The organism is Streptomyces sp. NPDC002476 (assembly GCF_042889785.1).
Classification (GTDB): domain Bacteria; phylum Actinomycetota; class Actinomycetes; order Streptomycetales; family Streptomycetaceae; genus Streptomyces.
Genome location: NZ_JBIARH010000014.1, coordinates 71815 through 89453, shown reverse-complemented (window position 1 = coordinate 89453; position 17639 = coordinate 71815). Strand labels below are relative to the sequence as shown.

The 17639-nt window shown below is 72.7% G+C and carries 12 protein-coding genes, 2 tRNA genes and 2 pseudogenes; 11 read left to right on the top strand and 5 right to left on the bottom strand.

What is annotated here, in order from left to right:
- Positions 1 to 414, bottom strand: a complete 414-nt coding sequence (locus ACFYXM_RS18230; protein WP_003959770.1) for an SsgA family sporulation/cell division regulator — start codon at positions 412 to 414, stop codon at positions 1 to 3.
- Positions 415 to 604: 190 nt separating this feature from the next.
- On the opposite strand from ACFYXM_RS18230, the gene ACFYXM_RS18225 reads away from it, so the two are divergent.
- Complete coding sequence (locus tag ACFYXM_RS18225; protein WP_389290403.1) at positions 605 to 1060, top strand: TIGR02611 family protein; 456 nt, start codon at positions 605 to 607, stop codon at positions 1058 to 1060.
- 54 nt (positions 1061 to 1114) lie between these two features.
- Positions 1115 to 1186: transfer RNA gene (locus tag ACFYXM_RS18220), tRNA-Val, on the top strand.
- A 474-nt stretch (positions 1187 to 1660) separates the two neighbouring features.
- Here ACFYXM_RS18220 and ACFYXM_RS18215 read toward each other — a convergent pair.
- Complete coding sequence (locus ACFYXM_RS18215; protein WP_389290401.1) at positions 1661 to 4213, bottom strand: SCO7613 C-terminal domain-containing membrane protein; 2553 nt, start codon at positions 4211 to 4213, stop codon at positions 1661 to 1663.
- Positions 4214 to 4305: 92 nt separating this feature from the next.
- On the opposite strand from ACFYXM_RS18215, the gene ACFYXM_RS18210 reads away from it, so the two are divergent.
- Together ACFYXM_RS18210 and ACFYXM_RS18205 are read left to right on the top strand one after the other, a co-directional pair.
- Positions 4306 to 4752 (top strand): SRPBCC family protein, encoded by a 447-nt coding sequence (locus ACFYXM_RS18210; RefSeq protein ID WP_389290400.1) that lies wholly within the window; start codon positions 4306 to 4308, stop codon positions 4750 to 4752.
- 39 nt (positions 4753 to 4791) lie between these two features.
- A tRNA-Val gene (locus ACFYXM_RS18205) sits at positions 4792 to 4863 on the top strand.
- An 84-nt stretch (positions 4864 to 4947) separates the two neighbouring features.
- Here ACFYXM_RS18205 and ACFYXM_RS18200 read toward each other — a convergent pair.
- The gene (locus tag ACFYXM_RS18200; protein WP_389290398.1) at positions 4948 to 5673 is read right to left on the bottom strand and encodes a 3'-5' exonuclease; all 726 of its coding nucleotides are present in this window, start codon (positions 5671 to 5673) and stop codon (positions 4948 to 4950) included.
- 219 nt (positions 5674 to 5892) lie between these two features.
- On the opposite strand from ACFYXM_RS18200, the pseudogene ACFYXM_RS18195 reads away from it, so the two are divergent.
- From ACFYXM_RS18195 to ACFYXM_RS18180, 4 genes and pseudogenes are all read left to right on the top strand, one after another.
- Positions 5893 to 6204, top strand: a pseudogene (locus tag ACFYXM_RS18195) (DUF4365 domain-containing protein); the annotation flags it as partial.
- Positions 6205 to 6363: 159 nt separating this feature from the next.
- Positions 6364 to 6786 (top strand): annotated as a pseudogene (locus tag ACFYXM_RS18190) (hypothetical protein); the annotation flags it as partial.
- 217 nt (positions 6787 to 7003) lie between these two features.
- Complete coding sequence (gene thrS, locus ACFYXM_RS18185; RefSeq protein WP_389290396.1) at positions 7004 to 8989, top strand: threonine--tRNA ligase; 1986 nt, start codon at positions 7004 to 7006, stop codon at positions 8987 to 8989.
- Between the two features lie 272 nt (positions 8990 to 9261).
- On the top strand, positions 9262 to 9822 hold the full coding sequence (locus ACFYXM_RS18180; protein WP_351517289.1) for an HIT domain-containing protein: 561 nt from the start codon (positions 9262 to 9264) through the stop codon (positions 9820 to 9822).
- 319 nt (positions 9823 to 10141) lie between these two features.
- Here the strand turns inward: ACFYXM_RS18180 and ACFYXM_RS18175 are convergent, their stop codons facing one another.
- The gene (locus ACFYXM_RS18175; RefSeq protein WP_389290394.1) at positions 10142 to 11812 is read right to left on the bottom strand and encodes a hypothetical protein; all 1671 of its coding nucleotides are present in this window, start codon (positions 11810 to 11812) and stop codon (positions 10142 to 10144) included.
- 158 nt (positions 11813 to 11970) lie between these two features.
- Positions 11971 to 14193 (bottom strand): elongation factor G-like protein EF-G2, encoded by a 2223-nt coding sequence (locus ACFYXM_RS18170; RefSeq protein WP_389290393.1) that lies wholly within the window; start codon positions 14191 to 14193, stop codon positions 11971 to 11973.
- Positions 14194 to 14829: 636 nt separating this feature from the next.
- On the opposite strand from ACFYXM_RS18170, the gene pgsA reads away from it, so the two are divergent.
- From pgsA to ACFYXM_RS18155, 3 genes are read left to right on the top strand one after another with little or no spacing between them, the layout of a single operon-like run.
- Positions 14830 to 15501, top strand: a complete 672-nt coding sequence (gene pgsA, locus ACFYXM_RS18165; RefSeq protein WP_389290391.1) for a phosphatidylinositol phosphate synthase — start codon at positions 14830 to 14832, stop codon at positions 15499 to 15501.
- On the top strand, positions 15498 to 16478 hold the full coding sequence (locus ACFYXM_RS18160; RefSeq protein ID WP_389290389.1) for a phosphatidylinositol mannoside acyltransferase: 981 nt from the start codon (positions 15498 to 15500) through the stop codon (positions 16476 to 16478). The genes pgsA and ACFYXM_RS18160 overlap by 4 nt, the downstream gene beginning before the upstream one ends.
- The gene (locus ACFYXM_RS18155) at positions 16475 to 17635 is read left to right on the top strand and encodes a glycosyltransferase family 4 protein (protein ID WP_389290387.1); all 1161 of its coding nucleotides are present in this window, start codon (positions 16475 to 16477) and stop codon (positions 17633 to 17635) included. Before ACFYXM_RS18160 ends, ACFYXM_RS18155 begins: the two co-directional genes overlap by 4 nt.
- The last annotated feature ends 4 nt before the right edge of the window (positions 17636 to 17639 follow it).

The window sequence follows — 17639 nt, the reverse complement described above, 5'->3', positions numbered from 1 at the left end:
TCAGCTCTCGGCCAGGATGTGTGAGAGCTCCGTGTCGAGGTCGAAGTGACGATGCTCGGTGCCGGGCGGAACCGCGGCGTCGGTCCTCTTCAGGAACGACTCCAGGGCCCGTGCCGGGGCCTCGAGCAGGGCTTCGCCCTCCGGGGAGCTCAGTGCGATGCAGACGACCCCCTGGCCGTGACTACGGGATGGCCAGACGCGGACGTCTCCGGTGCCGGTGGGCCGGTGCAGCCCTTCGGCGAGGAGGTCACGGGCAAAAACCCATTCGACCGTTTCCTCCGCTCCGGTGTGGAAGGTGGCGTGCACGGCATAAGGATCGGCCGTGTCATACCGCAGGCCCGCAGGTACAGGCAGTGATGACTCGCTCGACACAACGAGGCGCAGGTGCAGCTCGCAGCTGACCGTGGTGTTCATAAGCGCCAGGGCCTTTCGCTCAGTGTGCGCTCGGGGATTCGCACGTCGGCGAAATCGACATGCCACCTACGGTGGCGTTGTAAACCCCTCTGACCTTTTTGTGTTCCTTCGGGTCGCTCGTACGGCGCTGTGTAACTTCGGGTTATACGGCCATTCCGGTGATGAAGCCCGTTCCGGTAGGTTGGCTGTCGTGAATGCGGAGAGCGATGAGCGGGACGGCGACGCCGAGGCGGCGAAGCCCGGATCCGCCACGGGGGACGTGACGAAGGGGGACGGCGCGCTCGGCTCCCGGGCGCCCGGCTTCATCAAGGCGTCCAGGGCCCTGCACCTGAGCTGGCAGGTCGGTGTCTTCGTGGTCGGCCTCGCGGTGGTCGTGGCCGGGATCGTGATGCTGCCGCTGCCGGGCCCCGGCTGGCTGGTGATCTTCGGTGGCATGGCGATCTGGGCGACCGAGTTCGTCTGGGCGCAGCTGGTCCTGCGCTGGACCCGGCGGAAGGTCACCGAAGCCGCCCAGCGGGCCCTCGATCCCAAGGTCCGGCGGCGCAACGTCATCCTCACGGTGATCGGCCTCGTGATCGCCGCGGTGCTGGTGGGGGTCTACGTCTGGAAGTTCGGCATCACCATGCCCTGGAAGATCCACGAGTGACCCCGGGGTGGTCATGAGGGGCCGCTGACATGGGGTAATGTTTGGTCTGCGCCCGGGCGATTAGCTCAGTGGGAGAGCGCTTCGTTCACACCGAAGAGGTCACTGGTTCGAACCCAGTATCGCCCACCGGGACGGAGGGGCCCATGAGACCGAAGAGTCTCATGGGCCCCTCCGCGTCGTGCGGAATGACCGGGTGCCGGGCGCGGTCGAGCATTCCCCCGTCGTCTTCGCGTGAGCGAAGGCGGAGTCCTTTGTTCGGGAACCGGCGTTCGAATCTCGGGCCAGTGCGACTTCCGGCGCGCCTCATTCGCATTTCCCTCGCGCACTGCTGAGGGAACGGCCCTCCGGGCAAGCGGAATTCCCGGTGAGTTCGGTGCACGGTACCGCTTGAACGCGGTTCCCCGACGGCTTGCCGAACTCCGCCTCAATTCCCGGCCGGTGCGACGGAATTCGCTGATTTCCTTCGGGGTGGGGACAGTTCGGCCGAGCGCCTCCGCCCCTCCGAGTGGTGACGGGGCAGGGCGTCCGCGGCGTACGGGTGGGGAAGCGGGCCGGGCCGCGGCCCGTGGGGGCGACCGGACCGGCCCGCGCGGCGGACCGTCAGCGCATGCGGCCCAGAGCCTCCTTGAGACGCCGTGCGTCGCGCAGCCGCTGTTCGTACGTGGCACCGACCACCAGCAGCAGCACCCCGGCCAGCGCGGGCGGTACCCAGCGCGGCAGGGCGCCGACGACCTGGACGACGTACGGCGCGAGTTCGTGCACGGCGTCCAGGGCCAGCACCGCACCACCGAGCAGCAACAGGGCCTGAAGCCGCAGCCGCGCACCCAGCAGCGTGATCACCAGCGCTGCCGTGCCCAGCAGCAGCGGCCGCTGCCAGTCCGGATCGGACCACGCCGCGAAGAGGCTCGGCACCAGAGTGGCCGCGAGCCCCGCCCCGTACGCCGTCCACGACGACGCCTCGGGATCACGGCGGCGGCGCAGCAGCCCGACCACCAGCGCGGGCACCGTCACCGGCAGGGTGTACGCCTCGGGGGCGAGGACGCCGGAGGCCGACAGCCTCAGCCAGGCCGCCAGGACGAACAGTGTCGTCGCCGCGTATCCGGCCACCGGCCGCCGCTCGGGCCGCAGGGCCGTACCCGCCGCCAGCACCCCGCACAGCGCCAGCACCAGGGCCAGGAACGCCCGGTCCGGGACCGCCATGCCGACCGCCACCACCGCGGCCACGGCCCCGGCCGCCTCCACCGCGAGCGCCGGGGGCCGGCCCCGCAGCCGCGCCCCGACCAGCACCGTCAGCGCGGGGACGACGAGGACCACCGGGGCCGCCCGGTGCGCATCGAGCCCCAGCGACGCCCCGGCCGCGAGGGCCAGCACCGTCGCGCACGCCAGTGCCCCGCACGCCGCCACCGCCTGCGCGACCCGCAGCACGTCCTCCCGCCGCGCCGCCCGGACAGCCGGTGCCGCGGGCCGTTCCCCGGCCGCCGACGCCGCCACGCCGCCGATCACCACCGCGACCGCCCCCGACACCACCAGCAGCGCCCCGAACACCGCGTACGTCGTCGCTTCCGTCGCGAGCGACAGCAACCCCGTACTCCCGGCGCCGACCAGGCCGCACACCAGCGTGGCCGTTCCCACCGCGCCGTTCCCGCGACGCAGCGCCCGCACCGCCCCCGCGAACAGCGCGACGACCAGCAGCAGCCACACCGCCACGGCCGCCGCGTACGACAGCCCGAGCACCGCCGGGGTCACGGCGAGCCCCGCCCAGCCGAGCGCGGCCGCCACCGCCCCCGCCACGCCCCGCCACGCCGGGCCCGGCGTGGCCGCCGCGCCGGCGATCCGCACCGCACGCGTCCACCACCGGTGCGCCGCCCCGGCCAGGACGGCCACCAGCACGAGCACCACCGGGGCCGAGCCCATCCGGGACCACGCCAGGTCCGCCGCGCCCAGCGCGCCCCGGGCACCGCCGTCCGGCGCACCCGCCCACACCCGCGCCAGCTGCGACACCGCGCCCGTCAGCGACAGGACGACCGGCGGCAACGAGGTCAGCACAGCCGCCGCGACCACCGACGCGGAGGACCACACCACCCCCTGCCCGACCCGGCGCGGCAGCGGGGCCCGCACCGCTGCCGACAGCGCCAGCCCGCACAGCAGATAGGCGAGCACCGACCAGCCCCAGGGCTGCCCGGCGCGCAGCACGCCGCCCACCGCGGCCACGGCGCACCACCCGGCCACCACGCCACCGGCGACCGCGAACCCGGTCGGCGCGCGCCACGCCGCCGACACCGCCACCACCGCCCCCGCGAGCAGCAGCACGGCCGGGGCCAGCGCGGCCCCCGCCGTACCGGACGTCAGCGACAGCGTCAGGCCGATCAGCAGCCCCACCGGGCCCGTCACCCAGCACCCGGCGCAGGCCGTCACCCGCACCCCGAGACCCTTGCCCCACAACGCGATCGCGCCGTCCGCCGCCGCCGTCAGCAGCAGCGCCCAGCCGAACGCCGAGGCCCCGGCCCCCGCCGACCACGCCCACAGCAGCAGCGGGAACTGCGCGCTCACCACCGCCAGGGGCAGCGGCAGCCGCAGTCGGCCCAGCAGCAGGCCGTACCCGGCCCAGAGCGCCGCCAGCACCGCCGAAGCCACCGCGGCGAACCCGGGGCCGTCGGCGTCCGGCACCGCCACCCGGTGCAACGCGTACGCGTCCAGCACCATCAGCACCGACGCCAGCGCGGCGACCGATTCCGCCGTCGCGGGCAGCCCGCGCCGCAGGAGCACGGCGGGCACGCCCAGCGCCGCGAACGTCACCACCGCGAGCACCGCCGAACGGCCGGCGATGCCCATCTCGCCCCAGCTGACCAGGGTGAACGCGATCGCCGCGACCGTCAGCAGCAGGCCGCCCAGAGTGAGCAGCACGTTGCGGACGCCGCGCTGCCCGGCCGGCGCGCCGGGCACACCCGGCGGGGCCGCGAACGGGACCGGCGGACGGCCCGGAGGCAACCCGGGCGCAGCGGCGTACGGCGGCGTGGGCGGCACGGCGGGTCGGGACAACACGCTCACCAGCCAGGCACGGCGGACGAGCAATTGGGACCGGCGGGCGTCCAGTCGGGCCAGTTCGTGATCGAGGAGCGCCAATTCCTCCGCGGGCGGCGGCACGTGTTCCATGAACGGGAGTGTGGCCGCGGCCCTGGCATCGGACATGCGTGCGCATACTCAGTTGCCCGCATGAGTACACCGCGGACACGGAGACTGGGGGCATGGACTGGAACCACTACCGCTTCACCAGCGTCTGGGACCTGCCCGCCCCGCCCGCCGCCGTCTACGCGGTCCTCGAACGGGCCGACGACTACCCGCGCTGGTGGCGGCAGGTACGCGAGGTCACCCCGCTCGATGCCGCCACCCGCACCACCCGGATCCGCTCCGTCCTCCCGTACGGCCTCGTCGTGACCATGCGCGAACGGCTCCGGGACCCGCGCGCCGGGGTGCTGGAGGCGGAGCTCGGCGGTGACCTGGAGGGCTGGGCCCGGTGGACGGTCACCGCGCGCGGCACGGGCAGCCGGGTCGTCTACGAACAGGAGGTGGAGGTGCGCAGGCGGCTGATGCGGCTTCTCGCGGTTCCCGGGCGCGCCGTGTTCCGGGCCAACCACGCCTTCATGATGCGTGCAGGACGCCGGGGTCTCGTGGCCCGGCTGGAAGCGGTTTGAACCGGAGCCGCCGAGCCCTGTATGGTTCAACCCGTTCCCGGGCGATTAGCTCAGTGGGAGAGCGCTTCGTTCACACCGAAGAGGTCACTGGTTCGAACCCAGTATCGCCCACCGGGAGAGGCCGGTCCGTCTGCGAAAACGACGGACCGGCCTCTGTTGTCGTGTCACCGGAACCCGCGACGCGTCTCGGCGGGGTCACGCCGCGCTGGGGAGCGCAGGGCGCAGCGGCCACGCCGGATCCACCGCCTCCTCCGTGCCGTTCTTCGCGAACCACGCCTGCAGGCCGCGCGCCTGCGCCGCGTGCCACACCGCCTGCAAGGAGTGCAGTTCGGCCGGCGTGAGCCGCTCCAGGCGGGACGAGAAGCGCCGCCCCACCGCCCGCACGAGCTCCAGCGATGCCGTCGCGTCGGCCGCGGCGTCGTGCGCGCCGTCCAGGGCCACCCCGTACAGCGCGCAGAGATCGGTGAGCGTCCGCCGCCCCTTGCGGTATCGGTCCAGATGTTTGTCGAGCACGCGCGGATCCAGCACGCACAGCGACACGTTCTGCAGGCGCCCGGCCAGTGACGACGCCCGGTGCCTCCTCAACTCGCGGTCCAGCAATGTCAGATCGAATGGAGCGTTCATCACGACGAGAGGCCGCCCGGCCGTGCACTGCTCGGCCAGCGCACGCGCCAGCTCCTCCATCACCGGTGCCGGCCAACGGCCGTTGCGCTGGAGGTGATCGTCCGTCAGTCCATGGATCTCGGTGGCCCGGGGTGGCACCGGAACCCCCGGATTCACCAGCCACCGGGCGACCTGCACCCGGCCGCCCGCCGTTTCCTGGACGGCGAGGGCGGCCGAGACGATCCGGTCCTCCTCGACGTCCACGCCCGTCGTCTCCGTGTCGAAAGCGGCCAGCGGCCCCTCGTACCAGTGAGTCATCCCCGAACTCCTCGCACCCGTAAGGCGGATGGCGGTCCCCGCCCGCATCGCTGATACCCGCGCCCGTGGTCCCGTACGCCGATTGCGGGCCGCCCCGTGCCGTGGCAACTCGGGTGAAAGGAAAGGAAGTTGCCCCTTCGCCATCGAAGAACCCATCGGCACGGCCCGGAAGGCACCCCCAGTCATGGCGCTCGCGCAGTCCGAACCGAGCGGGCCGGTGCCGCGGCCGGATGCTCCCGCTCGCAGCCCTTCCCCGACAACGGCGTCGACCGGCATCTCAGCCATGGCGCCCCCGGCCACGCCGTGGACGACGAGGTGACCATCAAGGTGCAGCTCACGTGCACCTACCGGATCCCTCCGCGCCCGCCGGGAGCGACGTTCGCCCTCACCCTCGACAACGCCCACCTCGCGAAGCTCGCCCGGATGCCCGTCCCGGTGCACCGGATCCTGGTCGTGCTGATCGCGCCGCGCGTCCGCGGCGACCGGGCGCTCTGCGAGATCACGGCCCGCGTGGGGGCGGAGGGATGCCCTGATGCGCCGCCCGACGGACGGTCCCGGCGGCGACGGCGTCCCTGCGGTTGCCCCTCCGCGCCCCGCCGGCCCGGCCGGGGACGTCCCCGGCCCGGGTCGATCCCGCCGTCCTCGGCACGCTGCTCGGAGGGTACGGCCGGCGCCGCCGGGGCGGGGCCGCCGGCCGCCACCGGCCGCCGGCTCACCGCGTTCGTCCCCGCGGAGACGGGGCGTGCCGTCGTCGTACGGCTCCACCACGCCCTGCACGCCACCAGGGCGCGGCCGTGGACCACCAGCGGGCGACCGGCCGCTTCGAGGCGTTCGACGATGCGGTCGCGGCCGGTGTGTGCCGGGAGCTCGTCGAGGCCGTCGTCGCCCTGGTCCGGGGGACCGGAGGGGGCCCGCGTCGCCCTGGAATGGGCGCCCGCGGCCGGCGTCGCCGAGGGCTGCATGCCCCGCCCCGAGCCGGTCGAGTTCACCCCCGGCGACCTGCCCGCCCTGCGCGGGGCCGGCGCCCCCTATCTCCGGGACGAGCCCGCCGTCAGCGTGCGGATCACCGGCACCGTCCAGGAGGAGCGCGCGGACGAGGAGGGGCATGCGGGCGAGGAGGGGTGCGCGGGCGCATAGCGTCGGCCGCCCTTTCCGCCGTGCGCGCACCACCGTCCGTGCGTCCGCACGGGGTCCGCACGGACCCGGTCGGGAGGGCACGCCCCGGGCTTCGCCGCCAAACCGTTTCGCAGAGGGGGCCCGCGGCTCGGTACGATTCGTAACGCACGCGCATCGACGAGAGCGTGCGTACCCCCTGAGTCAGGAGAGACCGGTGTCAGACGTCCGTGTGATCATCCAACGCGATTCCGAGCGGGAAGAGCGCGTGGTGACGACGGGCACTACGGCCGCCGAGCTCTTCTCCGGCGAGCGCACCGTCGTCGCGGCCCGGGTCGCCGGTGAGCTGAAGGACCTCGCGTACGTCGTCGCCGACGGCGAGGTCGTCGAGCCCGTCGAGATCTCCTCCGAGGACGGCCTGAACATCCTGCGGCACTCGGCCGCGCACGTCATGGCGCAGGCCGTGCAGCAGCTCTTCCCCGAGGCCAAGCTGGGCATCGGCCCGCCGGTCAAGGACGGCTTCTACTACGACTTCGACGTCGAGAAGCCGTTCACGCCCGAGGATCTCAAGGCCATCGAGAAGAAGATGCAGGAGATCCAGAAGCGGGGGCAGCGGTTCTCCCGCCGGGTCGTGACCGACGAGGCGGCCCGCGAGGAGCTCGCCGACGAGCCGTACAAGCTGGAACTCATCGGCATCAAGGGCTCCGGCTCCGTCGAGACCGCGGGCGACGGCGCGGACGTCGAGGTGGGCGGCGGCGAGCTGACCATCTACGACAACCTCGACCCGAAGACCGGCGAGCTGTGCTGGAAGGACCTCTGCCGCGGCCCGCACCTGCCGACCACCCGGTTCATCCCGGCGTTCAAGCTGATGCGGAACGCCGCGGCGTACTGGCGCGGCAGCGAGAAGAACCCCATGCTCCAGCGCATCTACGGCACCGCCTGGCCCACCAAGGACGAGCTGAAGGCGCACCTGGAGTTCCTGGAGGAGGCCGCCAAGCGCGACCACCGCAAGCTCGGCAACGAGCTGGACCTCTTCTCCTTCCCGGACGAGATCGGCCCGGGTCTCGCGGTCTTCCACCCCAAGGGCGGTGTCGTCCGACGCGCCATGGAGGACTACTCGCGGCGGCGCCACGAGGAGGAGGGCTACGAGTTCGTCTACTCGCCGCACGCCACCAAGGGCAAGCTCTTCGAGAAGTCCGGTCACCTCGACTGGTACGCCGACGGCATGTACCCGCCCATGCAGCTCGACGACGGGGTGGACTACTACCTCAAGCCGATGAACTGCCCGATGCACAACCTGATCTTCGACGCGCGGGGGCGTTCGTACCGCGAACTTCCGCTCCGCCTCTTCGAGTTCGGCACGGTGTACCGGTACGAGAAGTCCGGCGTGGTGCACGGTCTGACCCGCTCGCGCGGCTTCACGCAGGACGACGCGCACATCTACTGCACCAAGGAGCAGATGGCGGAGGAGCTCGACCGCACGCTCACCTTCGTCCTGAACCTGCTGCGCGACTACGGTCTGACCGACTTCTACCTGGAGCTGTCCACCAAGGACCCGGAGAAGTTCGTCGGCTCCGACGAGGTGTGGGAGGAGGCCACCGAGACGCTGCGCCAGGTCGCCGAGAAGCAGGGCCTCCCGCTCGTCCCGGACCCGGGCGGTGCCGCGTTCTACGGCCCGAAGATCTCGGTGCAGGCCCGGGACGCGATCGGCCGCACCTGGCAGATGTCGACGGTGCAGCTCGACTTCAACCTGCCCGAGCGCTTCGACCTGGAGTACACCGGCCCGGACGGCTCCAAGCAGCGCCCGGTCATGATCCACCGCGCCCTGTTCGGCTCCATCGAGCGCTTCTTCGCGGTGCTCCTGGAGCACTACGCGGGTGCGTTCCCGGTGTGGCTGGCCCCGGTGCAGGCGGTCGGCATCCCGATCGGCGACGCTCACATCCCCTACCTCCAGGAGTTCGCGGCCGAGGCCCGGAAGCGGGGCCTGCGGGTCGAGGTGGACGCCTCGTCCGACCGGATGCAGAAGAAGATCCGCAACGCGCAGAAGGCGAAGACGCCGTTCATGATCATCGTCGGTGACGAGGACATGAACGCGGGCACGGTGTCGTTCCGGTACCGCGACGGCTCGCAGGAGAACGGCATCGCCCGAGACGAGGCGATCGCCAAGCTCGTCGACGTGGTGGAGCGCCGCGTGCAGGTGTGACCCGCCGGTCCGGGAGCCGTCTTCCGGACACGGTCCGCGCCGGTGAGCGCGGGAGCAGGGCCCCGGGAGCCGACCGCCCCCGGGGCCCTGCGCCGTTCCACCCGCGGCGAGCGCCCGCGTCCGGGCGGAGCGCCGGCGGGGCCGCCGAGTCGGGCCGTACGGCGTGGTCCACGACGCAGACCCCGCCGGGGCGGCCGTGCGCCCGCCACCCCGGACCCGGAGTGTGCCCGCGGGTGCGGCCCCGGGCACACGTCGCCCCGGAGCGAAGCAATATGCTGATCGGCATGACGAGTGAGCCGGAGCAGCAGATCGGAGTGGGGACGCCCGACGCCTTTCAGCGCCTGTGGACGCCCCATCGGATGGCCTACATCCAGGGCGAGAACAAGCCGACCGGTTCGGAGGCCGGTGATGGCTGTCCGTTCTGTGCGATCCCGTCGAAATCGGACGAGGACGGGCTTGTCGTCGCGCGCGGCAGCAGCGTCTACGCCGTCCTGAACCTGTATCCGTACAACGGCGGGCACCTCATGGTGGTGCCGTACCGGCACGTGGCCGACTACACGGAGCTGGACGGTCCCGAGACCATGGAGCTGGCGGACTTCACCAAGCGGGCGATGGTCGCCCTGCGGGCGGCGTCCGGGGCGCACGGGTTCAACATCGGGCTCAACCAGGGGGCTTCGGCGGGGGCCGGTATCGCCGCTCACCTCCACCAGCACCTGGTGCCGCGCTGGGGCGGCGACACCAACTTCATGCCGGTGATCGGGCACACGAAGGTGCTGCCGCAGCTGCTCGCCGACACGCGCGCGATGCTGGCCGCGGCCTGGCCGACGGACTGAGGCCGGTGAACGGACCGGTCCCCGGCGGCGGGCCCGGCTCCGGGCGACTGACCGGCCGGGCCCGGTCCTGACCGACAGACCGGGCCCGGCCGCGTGCCGGGCCGTCGGCCCGCGCGGCCCGGCGTGGGCCCGCGCGCTCGGCGGTCCGAGTCCGGCCGTGGCCATACGGGAAGGCCGCCCCGCGTGCCGGACGGCCATGTGTCGTCCGGCACGCGGGGCGGCCTTCGTGCGTCCGGATCCGTGGCGCGGACCGGGTCGGGGCGGCGGTGCCCGTCGTCCGCGCCGGGCCGCGGGAGCCCGACGCGATCCGCAGGCGGTGTCACGCGTCGTACAGGTCGGCCTTGCGCGGGGTCGGGTCCTGCACCAGCCCGCTCAGCACCATCGAGCGGTTGCCGAAGCGCTCCGTGTCGACGCCGTTCTCCTCCAGGACGCGCAGCGCGGCGCTGTGCACGGCGCGCAGCACGGGAGTGGCCGCGCGCATCGCGTCGTCCGCCATGAAGCGGTGCCGCCACGGCTTCTCGGCCCAGGCGTGGCGCAGACCGAACGGCTCGGGCAGGGCGATCTTGCCGCCCAGGTAGTCGAGCAGCGGCGGATACCAGGTCAGCGGGGCGCGCAGGGCGAGACGCACGACCTCCGAGGCGTCGACCAGCGGGAGGGTGATGTCGCGCGTCTCCCAGAACCGGACGGTCTTGTTGACCGTCTTCGTCTTCGCCGAGGGCTTGCTGGTGAAGAGCGAATGGACCGGGCCGAGCGCATGACCGGTGACCTCGATGCGAAGGGTCTCGTAGAGCACCGTGACCGTGATCATCATGGTGATGACCAACTGGCCGTCCCAGAGGGTGAACTGGACGCCCAGATAGTGCCGGTCGCCGCCGCCGAACTGCTGGTGGTTGCAGATCCGCTGTATCTCGTGCGGCTTGACCTGGAACGTGGCCACGTCCTCGCCGTCCGGACGGGACACCGAGTCGGCGTTCTCACCGACGGGCGACACGATCCAGTGGGTGACCGACGGCGTGGGGAATCCCCCCGTGTTCAGCGGGCCGCGCTCCAGCACCTTGAGCTGGTCGTGGACGGCCCGTATCAGATCCCAGCTCCGGAAGCGGTTGAACTCCTTGTCGGGGTCCTTGGAGACGAGTTCCTCGGCGAGCTGCCAGCTTCCCCACCGGGTCCCCATGCCGAGGATCCCCTTGGGGCCCGCGTAGAAGACCGAGTTGGACTGCTGCTCCGCGGAGAGCTTCTCCAGGCTCTGGCGCAGCGCCTCGCGGGAGGTCTCGCTGGGGTTCTTCGGTGAGGCCTCGGGGACCTTGGCGACGATGCCGCCGCCGGAGAGCAGCCCCTCCCAACGGGCGCGCAGGTCCTTGGCGGAGGACTCGGCGATCCGTTTGGCGACGTACCAGCCGATGACGGGCGCGACGATCATCGCCCGTGCGTAGACCGCCAGGAAACCGGTGAGCGGGAGTTGGAGCAGGACGAGCAGGGCCACGATGCCGATGACCGGCAGCAGAAGGTTGCCCAGCGAGGAGAGCGCTTTGTCCTTCGTCCGGCCGAGCCCGTCACGCAGCCGGAACGCGATGATCCACAGGAGCATCCCGGGCAGGAAGAGAACGCCGAACAGGACGGTGACGGCGGTCAGTTTGATGTCGCGGGCCCGACGCAGACGCGTCGCGGACAAGCAGTGCTCGACGACCGTCCGCGGGTCGCTCCCGAAGGACTGGATGAGCGCCTTGCGGGCACCGCCCAGCGTGCGTTCCTGCACGGCACGGGAGAACGCCTCACCGAGGTTGGGCTTGAAGTAGTCGGACTTGAAGAACTTCGAACGCCCCGCTTTCACCTCCGACTTGTGCCACTCGCTGTTGGCGTCGAGGATCTTCTCCACGGGGCTGTCGCGGTACGCGGCGGAGGCGAGGGCGTTCGTCGCCACCGCCGCTCCGCCCGAACCCTGGACAGGGATCTGCGCTCCGGGAGAGAAATCGAATCCTTCGTTGGCCACCGTCGCCCCCACTCACCGCCGAGGAACCACTCCTGCGGCTGTTTCCCAACTGCCGTGCCCCGCACACCTTCTGAGCTGGGACCACAGGGTAACGTCCGGACCCCCGCGCCGTCCGCCCCTGTGGACAAACGGCGGACAGGGGAGGGCGGTGTGGATGATTACACGCCAACGGGGCTGATTTCCTGCTGCTCGCGGATGCGTTCCGCCAGCCGCGGGGGCATCGGTTCGTGCCGGGCGTACGCCCGGTCGAACCGCCCGGTGCCGTGGGAGAGGGAGCGCAGGTCGACGGCGTAGCGTCCGATCTCCAGCTCCGGGACCTCGGCCCGTACGAGCGTGCGTCCGGGGCCGGACTGTTCGGTGCCGACGACTCGGCCGCGCCGCCCGGACAGGTCGCTCATCACCGGCCCCACGTACTCGTCGGGCACCAGGACCCGGATCTCGGCGACCGGTTCCAGGAGCTGGACACGGGTGTCCGCAGCGGCCTCGCGCAGGGCCAGCGCGCCCGCGGTCTGGAACGCGGCGTCGGAGGAATCCACCGAGTGCGACTTCCCGTCCCGCAGCGTGACACGTACGTCGACGAGCGGGTATCCGGCCGCCACTCCGCGGGCCGCCTGGGCGCGCACCCCCTTCTCCACAGACGGGACGAACTGACGGGGCACCGCGCCGCCGACCACCTCGTCGACGAACTCGACGCCCGACCCCGGCGGCAGCGGCTCCACGTCGATCTCGCAGATGGCGTACTGGCCGTGACCGCCGGACTGCTTCACGTGCCGGCCCCGTCCGCTGGCGGGCGAGGCGAAGGTCTCGCGCAGTGCCACCTTGTGCGGCACGGCGTCGACCCGGACCCCGTAATGGCTGCGCAGCCGGTCCAGGGCGACGTCCTGATGGGCCTCGCCGAGACACCACAGCACCACCTGGTGGGTGTCCTGGTTCTGTTCGAGACGCAGGGTCGGGTCCTCCGCGACGAGCCGCGCGAGCCCCTGGGAGAGCTTGTCCTCGTCCGCCTTGCCGTGGGCCCTGACGGCCAGCGGCAGCAGCGGGTCCGGCGCGGCCCATGGCTCCATCAACAGCGGCAGGTCGCTGCCGGACAGGGTGTCCCCGGTCCCCGCGTCGCCCAGCTTGGCGACACAGGCCAGATCACCGGCGACGCACGCGGTGAGCGGGCGCTGCTGGGCGCCGAAGGGCGAGGAGAGCGCCCCGACACGCACCTCGGACTCGTGGAAGGGGGTCTCCCGGCCGGGTTCGGCGAGGCCGTGACCGAAGACGTGGACGGTGTCGTCGGGGCGCAGTGTGCCGGAGAAGACCCGTACGAGCGACATCCGGCCGACGTACGGGTCGGAGGTCGTCTTGACCACCTCGGCGAGGAGCGGGCCCTCGGGGTCGCAGGTCAGGGCCGGGGCCCGGGCGCCGTGCAGCGGGGTGACCCCGGGCAGGGGGCGTTCCTGCGGGGCGGGGAGACCGCCGGTGATCAGGTCCAGGAGTTCGACGGTGCCGACGCCCTGAACGGCCCCCTCCGCGGCGGGGGCAGCGGCGAGGACGGGGTGGAAGGCGCCGCGCGCGACGGCGCGTTCCAGGTCGCCCAGGAGCGTCTCGACGTCGATGTCGGCGCCGCCCAGATAGCGGTCCATCAGGGTCTCGTCCTCGCTCTCCGCGATGACGCCCTCGATGAGCCGGTCCCGTGCCTCACGGAGCGGGGCCCGCCCGCTCTCGTCGGGGGGCGTCTCCCGGCGCTCGCCCGAGGAGTAGTCGAGGACACGCCGGGTGAGGAGCCCGGTGAGCCCGGTGAGCGGGGCGTGCCCGTCGGCGCCCGCGGGGCCGTGCACCGGCAGGTAGAGCGGGAGCACGGCATCGGGGTCGTCGCCGCCGAGAGCCTCGCCGCAGATCCGGGTCATCTCGTCGAACGAGGTGCGCGCGGTGTCCAGGTGGGTGACGACGATGGCGCGCGGCATGCCGACGGCCGCGCACTCGTCCCACACGGCCCGGGCCGCGCCGGCCACCGCGTCGGCCTCCTGGGCGGCCGACACCACGAACAGGGCCGCGTCCGCCGCCCGCAGACCGGCCCTGAGCTCCCCGACGAAGTCGGCGTACCCCGGGGCGTCCAGCAGATTGATCCGGCAGCCGCCCCAGACGACGGGCACCACCGAGAGCTGCACGGAACGCTGCCGCCGCCGTTCCATCTCGTCGTAGTCGGAGACGGTCGCGCCGTCCTCTACCCGGCCCGCCCGGTTGACCGCCCCGGCCGCCTGCGCCAGCGCCTCGACGAGGGTGGTCTTGCCCGAGCCGCTGGGGCCGACCAGCACCACGTTCCGGAGGGACGGGGGCGGGGCGGCCGTCGCCGCCCCGCCGGCGGCCCCGGTGTGTGCGTGTGTCCTGTCGCCCATGATGCGTGCCTCCCGGATAGTGGCCCGGATCGGGAAGAAGAACCTGCGCGATGTGGGAAGAAGGCCGCACGAGCACGGGGAGCCCACACGGCGGCCATCGCCGACGCCCGCGGTAACGACCTGGGGAGCAAGAGGGAGCGGGCTCCCGACGCCCTGCGACTCCGCCTCCCGCGTCGTCGTCGGTCACCGACGCTCCTTCCCCGAGCTCTCAGCTGCTTTCGAGCAGGGGAGGGGGAGACCCCATCCGCCTCCCTCCTCCGCCCTGGATTCGAAGCCGCACGACACCGCTCGCTGATCCACTCCCTATTGTTCCCCAGGTCGTAATTCGAGCTTTCCACTCGGGCCGGGCCGCGTCCATCCGTCGCCGGGCCGGGCCCGTATCCGGCGCCGTGACCTGCGGTGTCCGCCCGCCGCGGCACCGGCCGGCCGCGCCAGCGCGTTCCCGGGCCGCCGGGCGGGTTCCCGGGCCGCGCCCGCGGTGCGCCGGGCCGTTTCCGTACTCCGCCGCGCCGCGGCCGTCCGTCGTGCGGCCCGGCGCGCGGCCGGGTGCCCGGGGGTGGAGTCCGGCGGGCGTGACTACGATGGGCCAGCCGGAGGCCGAATGGGCCGCCCGGCCCACAGACCCTCGGGAAGGCCATGCTGAACAAGTACGCGCGTGCCTTTTTCACGCGTGTCCTCACACCGTTCGCCGCGCTGCTGCTCCGTCTCGGCGTGAGCCCCGACGCGGTCACCCTGATCGGTACGGCAGGGGTGGTGGCAGGTGCGCTGGTCTTCTTCCCCATGGGGGAGTTCTTCTGGGGCACGGTCGTCATCACGATCTTCGTCTTCTCCGACCTCGTCGACGGCAACATGGCCCGGCAGGCCGGGATCTCCAGCCGCTGGGGCGCGTTCCTCGACTCGACCCTCGACCGGGTCGCCGACGGCGCGATCTTCGGCGGCTTCGCGCTCTGGTACGCGGGCCGGGGCGACGACGATGTGCTGTGCGCGGTCGCGATCTTCTGCCTGGCGAGCGGCCAGGTGGTGTCGTACACGAAGGCGCGCGGTGAGTCGATCGGGCTGCCGGTCGCGGTCAACGGGCTCGTGGAGCGCGCCGAGCGGCTGGTGGTCTCGCTGGTCGCCGCCGGGGTCGCGGGTCTGCACACCTTCGGAGTCCCCGGCGTCCAGGTCCTCCTGCCGGTCGCGTTGTGGATCGTCGCCGCGGGCAGCCTGGTCACGCTCGTGCAGCGGGTGGTGACCGTGCGCCGCGAGTCCGCCGAGGCCGACGCGGCCGATGCCGCCGCCGGGCGGGGGAGCGGGGCGGCGCGGTGAGCGACGCGACGGGCGACACGCGCACCGGGCTGCGGGACCGGCTGACCGACGGCCTGTACGGGCTCGGCTGGAGCGCGGTCAAGAAACTCCCCGAACCGGCCGCCCGCGGTCTCTTCCGTATGCTCGCCGATCAGGTCTGGAAGCGTCGGGGCAAGGGGGTGCTACGGCTGGAGGCCAATCTGGCACGTGTCGTGCCCGGAGCGTCACCGGCCCGGCTCGCCGGGCTCTCCAAGGCCGGTATGCGTTCGTACATGCGCTACTGGATGGAGTCGTTCCGGCTGCCCACCTGGAGCCCGGCACGGATCAAGGCGTCCATAGAGGTCGCCGACGCGCACCGGCTGACCGAAGGTCTCGACGCCGGCCGCGGCGTCGTCCTCGCCCTGCCGCACCTGGCGAACTGGGACCTGGCGGGCGCCTGGGTGACCACCGAGCTCAAGGTCCCCTTCACCACGGTCGCCGAGCGGCTGAAGCCCGAGACGCTGTACGACAGGTTCGTGGCCTACCGCGAGGGGCTCGGCATGGAGGTGCTCCCGCACAGCGGCGGTGCCGCCTTCGGCACCCTGGCACGGCGGCTGCGTGCGGGCGGCCTGGTCTGCCTGGTCGCCGACCGTGACCTGTCCTCCTCCGGCGTCGAGGTGAGCTTCTTCGGCGAGAGCGCGCGCATGCCCGCCGGACCCGCGCTGCTCGCTCAGCAGACCGGCGCGCTGCTGCTGCCGGTGACGCTCGGCTACGACGACACGCCCGTGATGAAGGTGCGGGTCCACCCGCCGGTCCCGGTCCCCGAGTCGGGCAGCCGCGCGGAGAAGACGTCCTCGATGACGCAGACGCTGGCGGATGCCTTCGCCGTCGGGATCGCCGACCACCCGGAGGACTGGCACATGCTGCAACGGCTCTGGCTCGCGGACCTGGAACCCCGGAACGGGAAGAAGGACCGGGCGGACGCGCAGGACCGGGAGAACGGGGAGGCGCGCCCGTGAAGATCGGCATCGTGTGCCCGTACTCCTGGGACGTGCCCGGCGGAGTGCAGTTCCACATCCGGGACCTGGCCGAGCACCTGATCCGGCTCGGGCACCAGGTCTCGGTGCTGGCCCCCGCCGACGACGAGACGCCGCTGCCGCCGTACGTGGTCTCCGCGGGCCGGGCCGTGCCCGTGCCGTACAACGGCTCCGTGGCCCGGCTGAACTTCGGCTTCCTGTCCGCCGCGCGGGTGCGCCGCTGGCTGCACGACGGCACCTTCGACGTCATCCACATCCACGAGCCGACCTCGCCGTCGCTGGGGCTGCTCGCCTGCTGGGCCGCGCAGGGGCCGATCGTCGCCACGTTCCACACCTCCAACCCGCGCTCCCGGGCCATGATCGCCGCCTACCCGATCCTGCAGCCCGCGCTGGAGAAGATCAGCGCGCGCATCGCGGTGAGCGAGTACGCGCGCCGGACCCTGGTCGAACACCTCGGCGGCGACGCCGTCGTCATCCCGAACGGCGTCGACGTCGGCTTCTTCGCCTCCGCCGAACCCCGGCCCGAGTGGCAGGGCGGCACGATCGGCTTCATCGGACGCATCGACGAGCCCCGCAAGGGCCTGCCCGTCCTGATGCGGGCGCTGCCCGCGATCCTCGCCGCACGCCCGGACACCCGGCTTCTGGTGGCGGGCCGGGGCGACGAGGAGGAAGCCGTCGCCCAGCTGCCGCCGAAGATGCGCGGGCGCGTCGAATTCCTCGGCATGGTGAGCGACGAGGACAAGGCGCGACTGCTGCGCAGCGTCGACGTGTACGTCGCCCCCAACACGGGCGGCGAGAGCTTCGGGATCATCCTGGTCGAGGCGATGTCGGCCGGCGCACCGGTCCTGGCCAGCGATCTGGACGCGTTCGCGCAGGTCCTGGACCAGGGCGCGGCGGGGGAACTCTTCGCCAACGAGAACGCCGACGCGCTGGCGACGGCCGCCGTCCGGCTGCTCGGCGACCCGGAGCGGCGCGCGGAACTGCGCGAGCGGGGCAGCGCGCACGTGCGGCGCTTCGACTGGTCGACGGTCGGCGCCGACATCCTCGCGGTGTACGAGACCGTGACGGACGGCGCGGCGTCGGTCGCGACCGACGAGCGCACGGGGCTGCGCGCACGCTTCGGACTGGCGCGGGACTGACCGG